The organism is Streptomyces albospinus, from assembly GCF_014648695.1.
In the GTDB taxonomy this organism is placed as follows: domain Bacteria; phylum Actinomycetota; class Actinomycetes; order Streptomycetales; family Streptomycetaceae; genus Streptomyces; species Streptomyces albospinus.
Genome location: NZ_BMRP01000018.1, coordinates 42,708 through 57,913, shown reverse-complemented (window position 1 = coordinate 57,913; position 15,206 = coordinate 42,708). Strand labels below are relative to the sequence as shown.

The window sequence follows — 15,206 nt, the reverse complement described above, 5'->3', positions numbered from 1 at the left end:
CTATATCGCTGCGTCACTCCGCTCGTCTGGATCTTGACGGGCTTCGATATCAAGATCAGACAGGAGCTCCGCGATCCAGCTGCCAAGTACCTCGTCTGCAACATCGAGCGGCTGCACGCAGGGGGCCTCTGGGAAGAACAGAGGCACGGTCTCGCCCCCGGATCGCTTCTGCTGCCAAAGGAGGACAGACAGGAGCAAGCCGTGCCCCACGATGAGGCGCGGGCCTGGGAGAGCCAGGCAGTCCTTCAGCCCGAGGAGCATCCGGCGGATACCCTCCCGCTGCGATTCCGTGGCGCCTGGTGGGCGCCGCCACGCGCCATGTTGGTCAAGCCAATCGCCGTAGCCGAGCCACGGGCCGCCCTCGAATTCGCCGTAGTCCAGTTCATTCAGCCGGGGCTCGATCGCGACCTCCGCTGCGGGCACTCCCGTAAGCAGTAGGGCGGTCTGCTTGGCCCGCGAAAACTCGCTGGCCACCCATGTCCGCACGCTGTGCAGGGGCAGCACGGTCCAGGCGCGCTCGCACGACCTCACCCCCTCTTCGCTGAGCTGGACGGGGAAGGAGGGGTCCCCGTTGGCGAGGTGCTTCGAGCTGTACTCCGTCTGACCGTGGCGGAGGATGTGCGTTCTCATGCGTAGCCCCCGGCTCCTCGGGCCGATAGGAAGGAGAGCACTTCTGTCATCTGCGGTGCTCGTGGATCACCGGTGTCCACGTAGTAGAGGAGGCCGTCCAGGGACAGTAGGCGGCACCACGGTGCGATCACCGGGACGGGGATGCGCGAGATCCGGGCGGCTGTCGCGAGCCGCTGTTTTGTCTCTCGGTCAAGGTCGTAGTAGACGGTCCAGAAGGCCCAGTCGAAGGCGGCGTCGCCCACCATAGGAACGGGATCGAGCAGACGCGGATGGCCGTTGCGGTCGAACGGCACGTTTTCCCGGTAGAGGTCGCCGTGCAGAACAGTAGATCGTTCGGGATCTTCCTTGAGCGTGGCGAGCGCGTGAAACTCGTCTTCCACGAGCGGTGCCCATTGCCCAAGATCGAGACTCAGCACTCGCTTCTCGATCCGCGGCAGCACCTCGAAGCGAAGGTAGTCACTGAGGAGCGGGAGACTGATTGTGAGTGACTCGGCCCGCCCGCGGATGTGCAGCCCATGTAATGCGCCGGCCACCATCTGGGTTTCCCGCTGCCGCCAATCGGAGCCTCCGGGGCGCCCTCCCACCAGTTCGAGGAGTGCCACCGCATGATCGTCGGCAGTCTCCATGACATCGACCGTCATCCCGCCGGCCCACAGTCGAAGGGCACGAATCTCGTGGCGGTAGCGAGCGGGATCAGCCCAAGCCTTGAGGAGCAGCGGACGCTCGTCGGGATCGGTCGCGGTGGCGATCACGGAGGCGTGTCCAGCGTCGTGGTACCCCTCAAGCGAAAGGTTCCAGCGTTCCGCCACCTGCCCCAGCACGCTGGGTACGGTGTCGAGCCAATCTTGGACCTTCGGCCCGTAGTGTGCGATCAGCCGCTCTCGACATCCCTCGGGCACCCCGCCGAGCGTCCGCATAGTCATCAGCTCAGCACGATCCCGTCGTGAATGAGCTCGTCGGTGAGGGCCGGGAACTCGTCCAGAGCCTCGGTGACGAGAGCCTGCACCTTGTCGATCTCGACTTCCTGAGCTGTAAGACGGACCAGCACTCGCCACGGCTGGTCCAGCCTTTGGCCCGTGGTGCTCACCAGGTGCACTTCCGCGTGTTCGCCAGTCGCCTCATGGAGTCGCCGTGCCAGCCGAAGGGCGGCGATGTTGTAGAGCTTGCCGACGTGGTAGACGGGGTTCTTTCCGCTCGCGCCCTCCAGGTTCATCGGGCGCAGGGGCGTGATGAGACCGTTGACGCGGTTGCCTCGACCGACTACGCCCTCGTCGCCGGACTCGATCGAGCTGCCCGTGTAGGTCAGGTAGAGCTCGTCCTTCTCGGGCACGTCGCGAGCGTTGAGACGGAAGGCCGCGTCGGCGCCGGGAAGCCAGATGCCGGCGAGGCGGTGGCATTCGGCGAGAACGGCCTCAGCGTTGCGCACGTACTCCGCTCGACTCGCGACGTGACGCGACTTCTGGGGTACGCACAACACGATGTCCGCGTGCTGCCCGTCCCAGTAGCCCATGAGCTTCACGTCGGAGCCGCACCAGGCGTGGGCCCGCGTGAAGTCGCTCTCTCCGGAGAAGTGGTCTACGAGGTCGCGGACGAACGTCTCGAAGGGGTTCTCCGGGGCCCAACCCGTCCCGAGGGAAGTGTCGTTCGAGAGGCGCACGCGGCGCTCACGGAGGTCGTCGATGGAGCGCGGGTTGAACCAGCGGGTGCGGTCCGGAACGTCGTTGCCTGTGAGCACGGCGCCGGGACTTGAGTTGCTCGTGATGTTGAAGGCGATGTCGAGGTGAGCCGAGACCTCCGGCAGCCTCTCGGCGAAGAACGCCTTGACTTCCGCTTCGACGATCTCCGTAACGGGGATCGCCTCGCCGCCGCACATAGGAGCGGCTCGACCATTGACGAGGACGCGCACTGGCGAGGTCATCTTGCCGCCGCCATAGCGGACTTCGCTCCCACCGCCGAGGAGAGCCAGCTTGTCGAAGTTGTGGTGAAGTACGGCCCCGAAGTGCTCCACGGTGTACCGGCTGTACGCCCGGGACAGCTGCTCGGCGAGGTGATCGGCGAGAGTGTCCGGGTGGCCGAGGCCCTTTCGCTCGACGATGGTCGTCGCGTCCGGCTGGGGCGCTCCAGCCTCGATCACTATGTGGCTGTTGCCGAAGGTCGTGCTGGTTCGGTGCATGGCCTACTCCTCGCAGAGCTGGAAGGGATGTGCGTGGATCTCGTCGGGCCGGTCGGCCAGACGAACCAAGATCATCGCGGGACGCCCGCAGTCCGCAAGCGCGAGACTTGTCGGGCGAGTTGCTCACAGGCCGCCAAAGGATCGTCTTCCGCGGCGAGCTGGTAGAGGTCACGCGCCGGAATAAGGTGGATGTCTCCGGAGCGTCGTCGATCGAGCCAGAGAGCGAGTCGCCAAGCCAACGCGGCACCCGGAGCGCCAAGTTGGCTGACGAGTCCAACGGGCAATCGGCGAGGCGTTACTGCCGTATAGATCAAGTCGCGTATGACATGGAAGACGGCATCGGCCTGATCGCTCATGGCAGGGCCTCGTCCGCTGGCCTCCCAATCGACTATGTGAAGGCGCTCGCCGTCGAACAGGAGGTGCTCAGGCTTGAGGTCACCGTGCAGGTACACCGTGGGGAGCTCATCGCAGGGCTCAAGGGCATCCTCCAGGTCATGCCACCAGGAGAGTTGCCGACAGCGACTGGTGAGCTGGTCGAGAAGGAACCCGCGGTTGGACCCGAGCGTGTCGCCTGGGTTCCACCGCCACCCTGAGCCGGGACGCATCCCGACAACTCCGTGATGGAGCTGCTGAGTCGCTGTGCCGACGCGCCGGACAAAGCCCTGCACTCCTCGTGCGGTGCGGATTGAGTAGGGCTTCCCCGGCACGGCTCCGAACACGGCCCAGGGGTGGGCCCCATGCTCGCCAGTCGCCACCACAGAAGGGACCGAAAGGCCCCACCCGGCGGCGATCTTGAGCGCGTGTACCTCGCGACGCCGCCTCTCGTGCGGGGTGATCGTGCGGTAGACCTTGAGTAGTGAACTCCCGTCGAGGGCCCATCGCGTGATTGAGTTGGGCTTCACCGCGGCTGGCCCGTACCCCGCGAGCTGAGGGTCAGTGGTGCTGGCCTGCAATGCACTAGTCGCCATGATGTTGCCCTCCCCGTGATCAACGTGGTCCTAGACAACCTCATGAGCGTGTTGCGCGGTACCGTCGACAGGGGTGTCGAAGGGTGTCGCTTCCGCTACCTCCCGTCACAGAGAGGCTGAGCATGACGAACGACAAACTCGCAAGGTGGCTCGACCGATCCGGCATGAGCCGTGGCGAGTTGGCGAGAAGGGTGAAAGCCAAGGCAGCGCTGTGGAACGAACCCCATGTCGCCACCAGCACGACACGAGTCCGCTTCTGGCTCGAAGGCCAGATACCGCGCCAGCCATTACCTGACATCATCGCGGCGGTCTTCTCAGACTGTGTCGGATACCGGGTCACAACGTACGATCTCGGGCTCGGTGACGGAGCGGGGGTGGAGAGTGCACTCGTGTACAACTCTTCCTACGCGGCTACCGTGGAGGTTGTCGCAGACCTCGGGAGAGCTGACGTGGATCGACGAAACTTCCTTGCAGGTGCACCTTTCGCCGCCCTCGCTGGCGTTGGGCCGTCGCGCGACTGGCTGATGAACGTCCTGGACCAGGCGCCGGAGCCCGGTCCTCGCGTCCGTCTGGAAGACGTGACGGCAGTGAAGAACATGTTCGGCGAGTTCCAGAAGATGGACGTGCTACAGGGGGGCGGCTCCGGCCGCTTGATCCTCGCCGAGTACATGAACCAGCACGTCTATCCCCTCCTTCGTCGCACGTACAGCGATGACGTGCGACGAGCCCTCTGCGAGGCCGCCGCCGAACAGACCTACCTTCTAGGATGGATGGCCTACGACAACGGCGAACACGGCCTCGCCCAGCGCTATCTGATCCAGTCCCTTCGGCTTGCCGAGGAGTCCGCCAACGCCGCCTTGGGTTCGCACGTCCTGGCTGGCATGGCAGACCAAGCCACGCTGCTCGGAGACCCGGCCGAAGGGCGCCGCCTTGCTCAGGCTGGGCGCCTCGGGTTGTCAAGGGTCGACTCGCCGGCCTGCCTGGCAGACCTCTGGTGCCTCGAAGCGCGAGCGCTCGCACTGCTCAATGACAAGTCTGCGGCGGCGCGCGCCGTGATCGAGTCTGAGAAGGCGTATGCGAAGGCGCGGACAGGAGATGAGCCGGAATGGGCGGCCTTCATCGACCCGGCCTATCTGCATGGAGAGCACGCCAACACGTTCCGCGACCTCGGGGATGCGAACGCCGCGGATGAGCATGCCCGGAAGTCCATCGACCACGCCAGAAGCCAGAGGCGTGCCCGGCGCGGGGCCATGTCTCAGGCGGCCCTCGCGGTATCTCATTTGCAGCGAAACGACTTGGAGGCGGCTCACGCTGCTGGTGTTCGCACCCTCAGCTTGACGAGGCAGGTCAAGTCCTCTCGTGCCGTGGAAGCAGTACACGACCTTCAGCGGCGCATGCGGCCCTTCGGCGGACATCGGCTCGTCGCCGACTTCAACGAGCGAGTCAGGGAGCTCAACGCAGCGGCATAGCCAGGAACGCAGGCGTCCCAGCGCTCGTGGCCTGGACGCCTGCGTTCGTATGGTGCACAAGTCTCACGCGGCGATCTTCAGTTCTTCGTACCCGTCGGTGTACTCACGCCCGTTGAGCTGGGCGGCGATCTTCCCGACGCCCCTCTCGCAGCGGTAGCGCGCCGCCCGCCCGGTGACCCCTTGGAGCGCTCCGGACTCGTCGTCTGGCAGGTCGGCCCCGTACCGCAGGACGAGGGCCTGGCGCTCGCCGAGGGAGAGCGGGGCCGTCGCCCAGCCCCGTCGAATGTCGGCAAGGTGGGCGAAGAGCGTGGTGGCCGACTTCGGGTCCGTGGCGGCCTTGGGCATGTCGGCGTCGGGGGTCTGCGGGTTCCGAATGCCGTACGCGGCCTCGGCGTCCCACACCGCCGGGAGGAGGTGCTCGACGAGCCGCCGGTCGTACGCCGTCACTGGCCCGTCCGTTCTGCCGCGTGCCGGGCGGCTTCGTAGGAGACGTGCCCGGACCGGTGCTTGGCCTCGGTGAGCCATCGATCCCGAAGGCGCTGGGAGAGCCAGCGGTGCAGCAGCCCGGCCCCGGCCTCCGCGAGGAGCTGGCGCACGTACGCAGCCCGCTCGGCGGCGATGATGACCGTCTCCTGGTAGGCGTCTTCGTACTCCAGCGTCAGGCCGTAGTCACGGGCAAATCCGCGGGCCACTGCCTGAGCGACGCTCTCCACCTGCGGGTCAGCGAGGATCGTCCAGTCAGCCTCGGTGACGACCTCGGGCTTCCCGATGTCGACGAGCTGGAGACTCATCGGACCACCTCCTTCACCGGCACCTCGCCGTTCTTCGTCACGGCGACCACCAGGCCGGGGGCGCCAGTCGTGCCCTTCGCGTGCCGCCACCACGTCGACTCGCTCTCCATGGCCGGAGGCTGGATGAACGTGCGCGGGCCGTCCGTATCCACGAACTCGTGATGCAAGTGACCCGCGAGCAGAAGATCGGCCTGGTGCATCGCGCTCGCCTTGTTGAACGCCTGGCCCTTCCACCACTCGAAGTGCCGACCCGGCCTCCACTGGTGGCCGTGGGCATGAGCCACTGTCGTGCCCGAGCAGTCGACGACAACGGTCAGTTCGTCCGTGTCCGGTACGTAAAACTCGACGTGGCTGAACCGCTCGGCGTCGAGCGCCAATGCGTCGCGGACAGAGATGAGGGACTCCGTGTCGTGTGAGTCGTCGTAGCGCGTTACGCCCCGGCCTGCGATCCGGACGGCCTCTCCATGGTTGCCGGGTACGGCTGCCAGCGATACGCGAGGCGCGAGCGGAGCCATGGTCAGGGCTCCGTGCAGCATGACGCGGCGGGTCAGTCGGATCTGTTCGGTGAGCGTGAGCGAGGTACGCCAGGCGTTCGAGCCACCTTGCGACACGAAGCCCTCGACGTGATCGCCGAGCCACCCCATATGGACGTGACCGATGTCGAAGCGCTGGCGATACACGTCCAGGAGCTCGGCCGCGCGGTCGATGCATTCGATCGTGCGCTTCAGTGTGCCCGCCGGGCCGTCCCCGTCAGCCTTCCCGAACTGCATGTCGCCGAGCGCGATCACGAAGGTGTGATCACCCTCAACGGTCACGGCGTCACTCTGGTTGGGGCGATGGTTGTCGATCGCGGCCAAGAGTTCGTCGATGTCGTGCGCGGCGTGCGTCGCGGGCTTCATACGAGCGAAGGAGAAGCGGGTGCTGAGTCCGGTCTCGCCTCCGGGCATGGTCCACTCCGAGGAGCGGAACCCCTTGATCTCCCACTCGTCGGGGTCGAGGCCCTGAGAGAGCAGGACAGAGGCCGCGGTGCTCTTGGGGTCCATGCCGGCCGGACCTCGGACGGTCACCTCGGCGCCGTCCCCGCTGACCTCGATCTGGCGGGTGAAGTCGCGGTCGGGGTCGGTCTGGCGGGCCGGTATGGATGGGCCCACGGGCTTCGAGAGGAGCTCGTCGAGAAGGTTGCTCAAGAATCAGTCGCTTCCTGGCGCAGGCGGCGCCGGTATGTGCGGATGGTGGAGGCGGAGACCCGGTGCCCGAAGCGGCTCAGAATCCAGACGAGGTCTTCCGCTGCGGTGTCCTGGAGGAGGTGCCGCTCGAAGGCTTCGCGCTCGCGTTCGTCGAGGGCCTCCCAGATCGCCTGAAGGCGTGGGCCCGGTGTTCCAGGCAGGGGGCGGGGAGTCACGCAGCCTCCCGGTCGAGCTGCCCGATCGCGGCGACCGCGTACGCTGCGACCTTTTCCAGGTGGAACTTCGCAGTCTCCGGGTGACCGGTCTCGGCGAGGGCGTGGAAGAGCTGCTCCAGCAGTTCGGCGTCCCAGCCGGAGAGCTCCGCCTTGTCGCGAGTCATCTTGATGAAGGCCCAGCGGTCGGCCTCCTCAGCGAAATAGCGTCGTGCCTTCGCAGGGTTGTGCCCGCCGCCGATCGGCATCCGCTTGTCGGCCACCGAACGATGGGTCGCCTTCACGTTCGCCAGGATCGCGGTTACGGGATCGGGCTTGCGTGCGGGCCGCTTCGTCGTCTTTGGCGCGGTCAAGCCGCGGCCTCCTTCGCGTCGAACAGGGCTTGAGAGCCGCCGGCCATGTAGGTATCGGTGACATCGCCCGTGCGGAGACGGACCGGCTTGGCTGACCGGAGGGAGCGACAGACGGTCGTCGTGAGTTTGCTTCCGGCCTCGTCCGGATCGCTCCAGACCCAGACGCGCGAGAAGCCCGCGAGCATTCGGCGGTGCCGGGCGAACCACATCTCCACCCCCGGCACGGCAACCGCGTGCCAGCCGATCTTGCGGAGGATGATGCGGTCGAGTTCGCCCTCGGTGAGGTGGATCTCGTCGCCCGCCGCGTGGATCGAATCGACCCCGTACATGCGGGGCGGGTCTCCGGCAATGGTGTTGTACTTGCCGTGGCCGTACTCGCGGTGGTTGTGATCCTTGAGGCACCGGAACCGGATCGTCAGCGGCTGACCCCGGTGCCCGAGGTAGGGAATGGCGAGCATCCCCCGGTAGCGCTCGTGGCCGGGGAGCGGGTCGTCAACGACGCCAAGCCGGTGTGTATCCGCCTCGGCCTTTCCGATCCCGCGATCCAGCAGGTACCGCGCGGCGTCCGCCGTAAGCGCTGCCTGATACGCGCTCGTCGCCTCCTCCACCATCTCGCGTTGCGAGGGCGAGAGAGGCCGCAAAGGCTCGCGCTCCGACAAAGTCCGTGCTCTCCTTCTTCATGATCAGCGTGTAGGTGTCCCCGCCCTCACCGCACGAGTGGCACTTCCAGAGCTGCCGGTCGGTGTTGTAGGAGAAGGACGGGGTGTTGTCCTCGTGCAGTGGGCAGCGCGCCATCCCCATGGCCCGATGCGAGTTGATGTCGACGCCGTAGTGTTCGAGCACGGCCTCCAAGGCTGGCTTCTCGCGCTCCGGGGCGTCGTTATCCATGCGGCGGAGCCTCACGCGACCCTCCGCCCCCGGAAGCTCTCCGCGTCCTGGTCGTAGCCGAGTTCGGTGAGTCCTTGCGGCACCGAGCCTTCGCTGAGTAGGTCGTTCAGCTCGCGGGCCAGACGCCGGAGTTCCTCGGTCTCCTCGTAGGTGATCACCGATCCGCCTCTAGCTCGAAGTACCGCTCGACGGTGGACAAGACGTACGCCCGCCGCCAACTAGCCCCCCTGCGCCGGACGATGACCACCGAGTCGACCGAAGCGGGGTCGAGTCCCCGGTGCTGCGCGAAGTTGGCGCGCTCCCTCTCGGCTTCACTGACGAACGTGCCGGGCTCGAACTTCGCGTTCTTCGCCTCGATGACCAGGAAGGTGCCGTCGCCCCGGCGGATCACGAGGTCTCCCTCGTCGTCCTTGCCGGTCAACCGAAGTCGCTCAACGTCCATGCCGGCGGAGCGCAGTTCATCGCGGAGCTCTGTCTCCCAGTCTGCTCCCCGCCTCTTGTTCCTGCGGTTCCTAGCCGCCACATCTGTCAAGATCTCGCATTCCTCTCTGGTTAAGCGGCCTTCTTCAGGGCGTCGAGCGGCGACCACTGCGCCGCCGGGTTTTGGTTGAGCGGCGCAAGGCGTTCCAGCTTCGAGAACCGGGTGACTTCGGGGTGGCACCGCAGCGTTGCGTACCGGCGGGCCGTCGGATCGCAAGGGCCCATCCGCTGTTTGATGACCGCGACCCTGTACTCCAGCGAGTTCGGGTCCAGCGCCACAGAAAGGCTCAGCTCCGGCTTCTCCGAGAGGCCGCCCTTCACCTGGTCGCGGGAAGGGGGCGCCCACGGATCGCTTTTGGCCTCCCAGCTCTTGTCACTGGCGTGGTGCAGCAGGATGACGGTCGCGCCTGTGGCGCGGGCGAGCTCGGTCGCGCTGCTCATCACGGCCATCTGCTCGGTGTAGTCCGACTCTGCGCCCTCGAAGTCCATGAGGTTGTCGAAGACGATGATGGCGGGATAGTCGTCCCACAGCTCGACCCACGCCTCCAGCTCCTCGTCTACGGCCTTCCAGGTGATCGGGCTTCCGAAGGAGAAGGTGATCCGCGAACCGCTGACGGCATTGAGGTACGTCTCTCTGTAGCGCCCGCCGGCCGCCATGCCCGCCTCGACCATCTCCGTCGTATCGCCGGTCGCCATCGAGGCGAGCCGCGACGAGGCAGTGAAGGCGCTCATGTCGGCGGAGAAGTAGAGGGTGGGCAAGTTCATCTGGGCCACCCAGAACAGGGCCAGCCCACTCTTCTGAGTGCCGGACCGTCCGGCGATCATTACGACCTCGCCGTGACGCGGGCGGCAGCCGATGTTGTAGAGGGCCTCGAACGCCTCGACGCGAGGCAGCTCACGGCCCGACTCTGCATGAAGGGCCAGGGACCGGCCAGGGGTAAGAATGCGCGCTCCAATCGCTGAGGGGAGGGGGCGGCACAGTGGCCGCCCCCGTCTACTGGCTGGCGTCAGTCGAAGGACGGAGCGTCCGCGACGGCCGACTGAATCGCCGCGTCGCGCTGCTCGGCGTACGCAACGACCTGGTTGCGAATCCCCATGTCGGTGACCTGCTTCCACACCCATGCAGGGTGGGCGCCCGGCTTCGAGGGAGGTACCTGGGTGACGGTGACGAGCACCGCGCCGCCGACGACCGTCTCAAGGTCGCGGGCCAGAACGGTTTGTTCGATGCGCTGGCCCTTCGAGACCTCTGGGGCCTGCCGGGAGAGCGCGTCGTGCGTCTGGAAGACCGTCACGTCGGCGAGCACGCTGTCCTTCGGCCCATTGGGGGTGGGGCGCTGTCGGTCGAACTGCTTGACCTCCAGGAGGATCGCAACCGCGTCGGCGTTGTCCTTCGGCTTGAACCAGCCGCCGTTGGCGGTCGGGATGTCCATGAGGTTCAGGGGCACTACTGATCTCCACTCTGTCGGTGAACGGTGTACGGGGCACGGCGGGTCGGAACACGGGGCATGCGGGAGCCAGCCGCTATGGCGACGGCCACAGCCGCGCCGAGGATTCGGCGGGGCATCACGAGCCCGCCAGGACCCGGCCGCGGGCTTTCCAGGCGTCCATCACACTGGAGTCGGAGAACGCGGCCTGGTTCTCCGCCCACAGCCTCTTCAGCTCGTCGATGGTGCGGCACGAATCGATCTGCTCCAGGAGCGCCTTCGCCCCGGACTGCTCCGGCATGGGCGGCTGTGCGGCTGGTCTCGGAGTGCTGGCCTGCGAGTCGGGCTGCGACGGAACGACGCTTGCGCCGAGGCCGTGAACGATCTGCGATGCACTCCGGGCCATGCGACTGGCCTCGATGATGAGCTCCGCCAGCGTCGCATTAGTCAAAGTATCGCTATCGAACCTGAAGGACGAGCCGATGGCTTCGCGGACGGCCCCCTCTGGGCCGCTGAGGCGGATGGTCGGGTCTTCGGTGTCCGCCCCGAACGGGACGCTCACCTCGACGGACAGGCCGTCATGGGCCACTCGGAACCCCTCTCTTGTGAAGCGGGCCGCGCGCCCGCCTGTTAGTCAAGATTACGCAATCAGGTCCGAAAAGGCAACGTTGGGCGCGAACTTCTGCAAGGCGCCCTTGGCGCCCCGCATGGCCCGGACCTCCCCGGCGAGCTTGGCGGCAGTCCAGCCCAACCGCAGGTCGGCCCAGTACAGGGTGCACTCGGCCTGGCCGGCCGGAAGGTGGATCACGATGCCCCAGTCCTGGTTCACGGGCGGCAGTGGGCCGTACGCGGACGCGGCTTCCCCGGCGGGCACGTCGCTCTTCTTCCAGCGGGCGAAAGCCTTCGCGTCGCTCAGGTCGGCGGGGAACCTGGTGGGGTCGTAGAGCTCGCCATGGGCGTACACCGCGAGTTGGGAAGCCATCTTCAGGCCCCCGTACTCCACCGACCCCGTCTTGAGGTCGGCGATGAACTGGCCCTCGATCCGCTCTCCATCTGGGCCGGGGCCGCTGTAGCGGACCATGCGGTCGAAGGTGCCCGCGACGCCCAGCTCGGGGACGACGACGAACGTCTCTACTGCCACCACGTCGAGTGCGACCGTGGAGACCTTGTACGCCGCCATGTCGGCCAAGTCCGCGGCGCTTGCGCTGGCGGGGAGCTCCTCGCCCTGGTCGACGCGCTCCGAGAGTGCGTGAAGGTGGGTGCCCCTCTCCCGTTTGGTGTGCGCTCCGGCGAGCTGGACGGCTCGCTCTGCCAGAGAGTTGAGCGTACTCTTCCCCTCATATGACGCTGGATCAAGATCTCGCGTTCGGTCCAGCAGTGAAGGTTGCGTGGCGGCACCGACCAGCACCATGCGCTTACCCCACGCGGTCAGGGCCGACTTGTCCTCGATCGCGTCGATGAATGTGGTGGTGCGGGTCAGGGCGCGCGGTTTGCCGCCGCTCTTGGGCACTACAAGGGGGCGCCCCCGCCCGTCGCGGGGGACGTCGGGGGTGTGGACCGGCAGGTCTGTGAGCCGTATGGGCACTCGGTGTCGTCCTTCGTCAGATCTTGACTACGGGCATCAGGTAGAGGCGGACCGAGCCATCCTCCAGGATCTCGGGATCGCGGTCGTCCTCGTCGAACAGCGTCAGCCCTCGCTCTTTCGCAAGGGCCAGCACGCTCCGCATTTCGCTCGCCCGGTAGTCAGGGTGCGCCGTGATATGGAAGTCGAAGTTGTCGTGGTCAATGTGCAGCGCGACCGAAGGCGTGCAGTTCTGTTCAGGGTTTCCAGTCGTTTCCCCCTCATTATCGGAGACCACCCCGCGGCCGTGCGACATGCACAGGCTCCTCTCCCCAAACGTGCGAAGCGGCTTCCATACGCCTCGAACGCGCAAACCGAACAGTTGTTGAGAGTTTGACCTTTTACGTTGCCTTGGTCAACCCCAAACCGAGCCTAATGGAAGAAGTCCTATCAACTTTCGTAGGAGAGGTGGGGCGTGACTACGCCTGAAGTAGAACAAACCCCAGGGGGTGTCATCCCTGGGGTGGAGGCTGAGCCTGTTTATGCAGCTCAAGAGGGGTGCGTACCCCTAGGGGAGCTGGCTGTCAGAGCTTGCGTGTAGCCTGCTTGGGCTGGCGGATGATGTCGGTATCACTAGCTTCGCGGGGGACGTAGTGGAAGCCTTCTTCGGTGTCGGGGTCGTAATACACGACAGCGTTCTCCTCCTTGAGGAATTCCTTCCAGGAGGCGTGTCGCTTGGCATCCACATCACGCAGCTTAAATCCCTCGCGCACGCGAGCCTCAATGCGTAGCATCGCCAAAGGGTAAGCGAACCAGTGCTCTTCCTTTACGGTCCAAGGAATGAGTTCAGTATTCCTTGCCGTGCGCCTCTTCAGCCCTCTTCGGGAGCGGAAGGAGGCCCAGAGGGAAGGCGTCGTCTCGATGTTGTACTTAGTCTTGTACTGCTCGACGATCCAGGAGTAGGTTTTGCCCTCTTCAATCCAACGGATTGCCTCCTGCTCATCCTGGATCTTGCTCTTGGCGGGCATGTTGTCCCTTCGGCGTGTGGCATCCCCCCGGGCGCAACTTCTACTGCGCCCCAATACACCCCTACACTGACACGCGAGACTTTGACTCGTCAAGACAAACGAATGGGTGCGATGGTTGTGCTACTCAGCGTACGTGTTTGCGATGTGTGCAAGAGGGTCGGCATCGAGACCCGTCACTACACCGTCACCGAGGGTGGGCGCATGGTCGAAACGGACCGATGCGGGGACCACGCTGACACGCTGGAGGAGATCCTCGAAGCGGAGTCTCCGCAGGTAGAGGAGGGTTCCTCCGCTGCCCCGAGTGCTCCTGCCGACGAGGTGGCCACGATGACGCGGAAGTTGGTCGAGCCCGAGTCGAAGCCTGCCGCGAAGAAGGCTGCCGCCCCCGCGAAGAAGACCGCAGCGAAGAAGGCAGTTGCCAAGAAGGCGCAATCGCGCCGCCCCAAGGTGACCACCGTCGCCGAGATCGAGCAGTCAAAGCGCAAGTAGCGCAACGACGAGAAGGCCCCGCTGACCGAAGAGGTCAACGGGGCCTTCGTCATTACTCGATCGGGTCGTCCGGCTGCTCCTCGGCCGGAGCGACGACACCAAGTGCCGTCAGGATCTGGACGATCACCGCGATCTCGGGCCTGTCCGCGTAGGCGACGGACAGCACGCTGACCACCACGCCGAGCGCGGCCAGGACTGCGCCGACCCGCGAGCGGTAGCGAACGGGAAGCAGGCTCACCAGCGAGACCGGCTTGAAGCCGGGCGTGTGCATCTTGCTCATCGGCGGCCCGCCAGCTTCTGCAGAGCGACGAACCCGGACGGCCCGATGCGGGGATCGCGGATCAGCCCGATCGACTTGTACTTCGGATTGCGGTCGTGGAAACGCGCCACCGCGGCCTGGGTGTTCACCCCGTAGTAGTCGGTGACCGCACCCTTGATCGGCCCGTACCCGGCCTTGATGAGGAGCTGCTGAAGATCCTTCACCTGCGGGTGCCGAGCCCCGGGACGCACGCCGGCCGACAGGGCGACGATGCCGGACGACGGCTTCGAGGGCGCGGGCTTCCCGCCCTTGACCAGCGCAATCAGGCGGTCGATGGGGAAGTTTCCCGGATCGCCGTGATCGTTTTCCGGTACGTGCTGATGGCCGCAGATTCCACGGAAGTTGGTCCACTCAGCGAAGTTCATCCGCTGCCCGTTCTTCGACCCGTAGCTCGACGGGTAGGCCAGCCAGGGCTTCGAGGTTGACACGAGCGGGATGGGGTACTGCTGGGTGAGCCAACGCACGAGATCCGCGAGGGGCTTCAGGTCGGCGTCACTGGCGTTGGGCCAGTACAGGCCGGGCCCGCCCTTCTCGCAGGTGCCAACCAGCTCGATCTGGATGACGTTCAGGGTGTTCGTCTGGACGCCGCCGCTCTTGTTGACCAGCGCGCGAGACGACTCGTTCGCGGCGAAGTGCTGCCGGACCTGGCCGCCCTTCACGGTGAAGTTCGGGGCGACTGAGCCACCGGAGTAGTCCGGCCACGAGCCGCCCTCGGTGGTGTGCAGGACGATCACGTTCGGGTGCGGCATGGTGTCGCCGGGGTGCCGACCCGAGAACCACTGAGCGGTGTCGGCCGACGGGTACTTCGTTGCAGACAGGGGGAGTTCTCCTTCTGGACATGACGAAGGCCCCTCTCCGGAATGGAGAAGGGGCCTGGGAGGTAGGTCAGTTGGCGGACAGGTGGTTGTCGAGGCGCTCGGCGACGGCCAGGCGCTCGACACGTTCGTGGGCCATCTCGCGGCGCAGGGCATTGATCTCGTCGCCGTGCCGGCCGAGGGCTTCGTCATGGCGGAGCTGGCCCGCGAGGAGCTGCTCCATGCCGTCGAGTACGCGGTCCACGTCGTCGCGCAGGTTGGTGCTGTGCGTGTTCGCGACCTGGTGGCGGGCCTCTTCCGTGTGCTCGCGCACTTCGCTCAGCGCTTGGCCCTGGCGCCGTACGAGCTCCACCAGGACCCCCACCAGGGCGACGGTTACGGTGCCGCCCGCTGAGACCAAGGCGACTTGCACGCTCGGC

The 15,206-nt window shown here is 66.1% G+C and carries 24 protein-coding genes; 2 read left to right on the top strand and 22 right to left on the bottom strand.

Annotated features, from left to right (window positions below; translation table 11 throughout):
* From IEZ17_RS23810 to IEZ17_RS44535, 4 genes are all read right to left on the bottom strand, one after another.
* Positions 1-630, bottom strand: a complete 630-nt coding sequence (locus IEZ17_RS23810; RefSeq protein ID WP_107121581.1) for a histidine phosphatase family protein — start codon at positions 628-630, stop codon at positions 1-3.
* Complete coding sequence (locus IEZ17_RS23805) at positions 627-1,547, bottom strand: aminoglycoside phosphotransferase family protein (RefSeq protein ID WP_229852578.1); 921 nt, start codon at positions 1,545-1,547, stop codon at positions 627-629. Before IEZ17_RS23805 ends, IEZ17_RS23810 begins: the two co-directional genes overlap by 4 nt.
* Positions 1,548-1,552: 5 nt before the next feature.
* Positions 1,553-2,803: a methionine adenosyltransferase gene (locus IEZ17_RS23800; protein WP_067120200.1), complete on the bottom strand. Its 1,251-nt coding sequence runs from the start codon at positions 2,801-2,803 to the stop codon at positions 1,553-1,555.
* 71 nt (positions 2,804-2,874) lie between these two features.
* On the bottom strand, positions 2,875-3,771 hold the full coding sequence (locus tag IEZ17_RS44535) for an aminoglycoside phosphotransferase family protein (protein ID WP_079071151.1): 897 nt from the start codon (positions 3,769-3,771) through the stop codon (positions 2,875-2,877).
* A 122-nt stretch (positions 3,772-3,893) separates the two neighbouring features.
* Here IEZ17_RS44535 and IEZ17_RS23790 point away from each other — a divergent pair, with 122 nt between their 5' ends.
* Positions 3,894-5,240 carry an NsdA family TPR-like regulatory protein gene (locus IEZ17_RS23790; protein WP_067120204.1) on the top strand — a complete coding sequence of 449 codons (1,347 nt, stop codon included), beginning with the start codon at positions 3,894-3,896 and terminating at the stop codon, positions 5,238-5,240.
* A gap of 63 nt (positions 5,241-5,303) precedes the next feature.
* On the opposite strand, the gene IEZ17_RS23785 is transcribed toward IEZ17_RS23790, so the two are convergent.
* The 15 genes from IEZ17_RS23785 to IEZ17_RS23715 form a co-directional block, all read right to left on the bottom strand.
* A complete protein-coding gene (locus IEZ17_RS23785; RefSeq protein WP_067120206.1) occupies positions 5,304-5,687 on the bottom strand; it encodes a hypothetical protein in 384 nt (127 codons plus the stop codon).
* Complete coding sequence (locus IEZ17_RS23780) at positions 5,684-6,031, bottom strand: hypothetical protein (protein WP_067120208.1); 348 nt, start codon at positions 6,029-6,031, stop codon at positions 5,684-5,686. The genes IEZ17_RS23785 and IEZ17_RS23780 overlap by 4 nt, the downstream gene beginning before the upstream one ends.
* Entirely contained in the window at positions 6,028-7,074 is a 1,047-nt protein-coding gene (locus IEZ17_RS23775; protein ID WP_229852577.1) for a hypothetical protein, read from the bottom strand. The genes IEZ17_RS23780 and IEZ17_RS23775 overlap by 4 nt, the downstream gene beginning before the upstream one ends.
* A gap of 140 nt (positions 7,075-7,214) precedes the next feature.
* On the bottom strand, positions 7,215-7,433 hold the full coding sequence (locus IEZ17_RS23770) for a hypothetical protein (RefSeq protein ID WP_067120212.1): 219 nt from the start codon (positions 7,431-7,433) through the stop codon (positions 7,215-7,217).
* A complete protein-coding gene (locus IEZ17_RS23765) occupies positions 7,430-7,783 on the bottom strand; it encodes a hypothetical protein (RefSeq protein WP_067120213.1) in 354 nt (117 codons plus the stop codon). The genes IEZ17_RS23770 and IEZ17_RS23765 overlap by 4 nt, the downstream gene beginning before the upstream one ends.
* Positions 7,780-8,394: a topoisomerase gene (locus IEZ17_RS23760; RefSeq protein ID WP_208614112.1), complete on the bottom strand. Its 615-nt coding sequence runs from the start codon at positions 8,392-8,394 to the stop codon at positions 7,780-7,782. The genes IEZ17_RS23765 and IEZ17_RS23760 overlap by 4 nt, the downstream gene beginning before the upstream one ends.
* The gene (locus tag IEZ17_RS23755; protein WP_229852593.1) at positions 8,276-8,578 is read right to left on the bottom strand and encodes a CHC2 zinc finger domain-containing protein; all 303 of its coding nucleotides are present in this window, start codon (positions 8,576-8,578) and stop codon (positions 8,276-8,278) included. The genes IEZ17_RS23760 and IEZ17_RS23755 overlap by 119 nt, the downstream gene beginning before the upstream one ends.
* Positions 8,579-8,682: 104 nt before the next feature.
* Positions 8,683-8,829 (bottom strand): hypothetical protein, encoded by a 147-nt coding sequence (locus tag IEZ17_RS23750; protein ID WP_159056490.1) that lies wholly within the window; start codon positions 8,827-8,829, stop codon positions 8,683-8,685.
* Positions 8,826-9,113 carry a hypothetical protein gene (locus tag IEZ17_RS23745; RefSeq protein ID WP_229852575.1) on the bottom strand — a complete coding sequence of 96 codons (288 nt, stop codon included), beginning with the start codon at positions 9,111-9,113 and terminating at the stop codon, positions 8,826-8,828. The genes IEZ17_RS23750 and IEZ17_RS23745 overlap by 4 nt, the downstream gene beginning before the upstream one ends.
* A gap of 110 nt (positions 9,114-9,223) precedes the next feature.
* The gene (locus IEZ17_RS23740; protein WP_268249840.1) at positions 9,224-10,273 is read right to left on the bottom strand and encodes an AAA family ATPase; all 1,050 of its coding nucleotides are present in this window, start codon (positions 10,271-10,273) and stop codon (positions 9,224-9,226) included.
* Positions 10,159-10,596, bottom strand: coding sequence for a hypothetical protein (locus IEZ17_RS23735; protein ID WP_067120220.1), 438 nt, complete (start codon positions 10,594-10,596; stop codon positions 10,159-10,161). Before IEZ17_RS23735 ends, IEZ17_RS23740 begins: the two co-directional genes overlap by 115 nt.
* A gap of 118 nt (positions 10,597-10,714) precedes the next feature.
* Entirely contained in the window at positions 10,715-11,164 is a 450-nt protein-coding gene (locus tag IEZ17_RS23730; protein ID WP_067120221.1) for a hypothetical protein, read from the bottom strand.
* Between the two features lie 51 nt (positions 11,165-11,215).
* Positions 11,216-12,160, bottom strand: coding sequence for a hypothetical protein (locus tag IEZ17_RS23725; RefSeq protein WP_067120222.1), 945 nt, complete (start codon positions 12,158-12,160; stop codon positions 11,216-11,218).
* A gap of 16 nt (positions 12,161-12,176) precedes the next feature.
* Positions 12,177-12,452 carry a hypothetical protein gene (locus tag IEZ17_RS23720; protein WP_067120224.1) on the bottom strand — a complete coding sequence of 92 codons (276 nt, stop codon included), beginning with the start codon at positions 12,450-12,452 and terminating at the stop codon, positions 12,177-12,179.
* Positions 12,453-12,720: 268 nt separating this feature from the next.
* Entirely contained in the window at positions 12,721-13,164 is a 444-nt protein-coding gene (locus IEZ17_RS23715) for a hypothetical protein (protein ID WP_067120225.1), read from the bottom strand.
* Between the two features lie 201 nt (positions 13,165-13,365).
* Here IEZ17_RS23715 and IEZ17_RS42740 point away from each other — a divergent pair, with 201 nt between their 5' ends.
* Positions 13,366-13,653: a hypothetical protein gene (locus IEZ17_RS42740; protein WP_229852574.1), complete on the top strand. Its 288-nt coding sequence runs from the start codon at positions 13,366-13,368 to the stop codon at positions 13,651-13,653.
* A gap of 52 nt (positions 13,654-13,705) precedes the next feature.
* Here IEZ17_RS42740 and IEZ17_RS23705 read toward each other — a convergent pair whose 3' ends face one another.
* The 3 genes from IEZ17_RS23705 to IEZ17_RS23695 form a co-directional block, all read right to left on the bottom strand.
* Positions 13,706-13,933 carry a DUF7439 family protein gene (locus tag IEZ17_RS23705; RefSeq protein WP_067120229.1) on the bottom strand — a complete coding sequence of 76 codons (228 nt, stop codon included), beginning with the start codon at positions 13,931-13,933 and terminating at the stop codon, positions 13,706-13,708.
* Positions 13,930-14,706, bottom strand: a complete 777-nt coding sequence (locus tag IEZ17_RS42735) for a peptidoglycan recognition protein family protein (protein ID WP_229852573.1) — start codon at positions 14,704-14,706, stop codon at positions 13,930-13,932. The genes IEZ17_RS23705 and IEZ17_RS42735 overlap by 4 nt, the downstream gene beginning before the upstream one ends.
* Before the next feature lie 151 nt (positions 14,707-14,857).
* Complete coding sequence (locus IEZ17_RS23695) at positions 14,858-15,199, bottom strand: DUF2746 domain-containing protein (protein ID WP_229852572.1); 342 nt, start codon at positions 15,197-15,199, stop codon at positions 14,858-14,860.
* Positions 15,200-15,206: the final 7 nt, after the last annotated feature.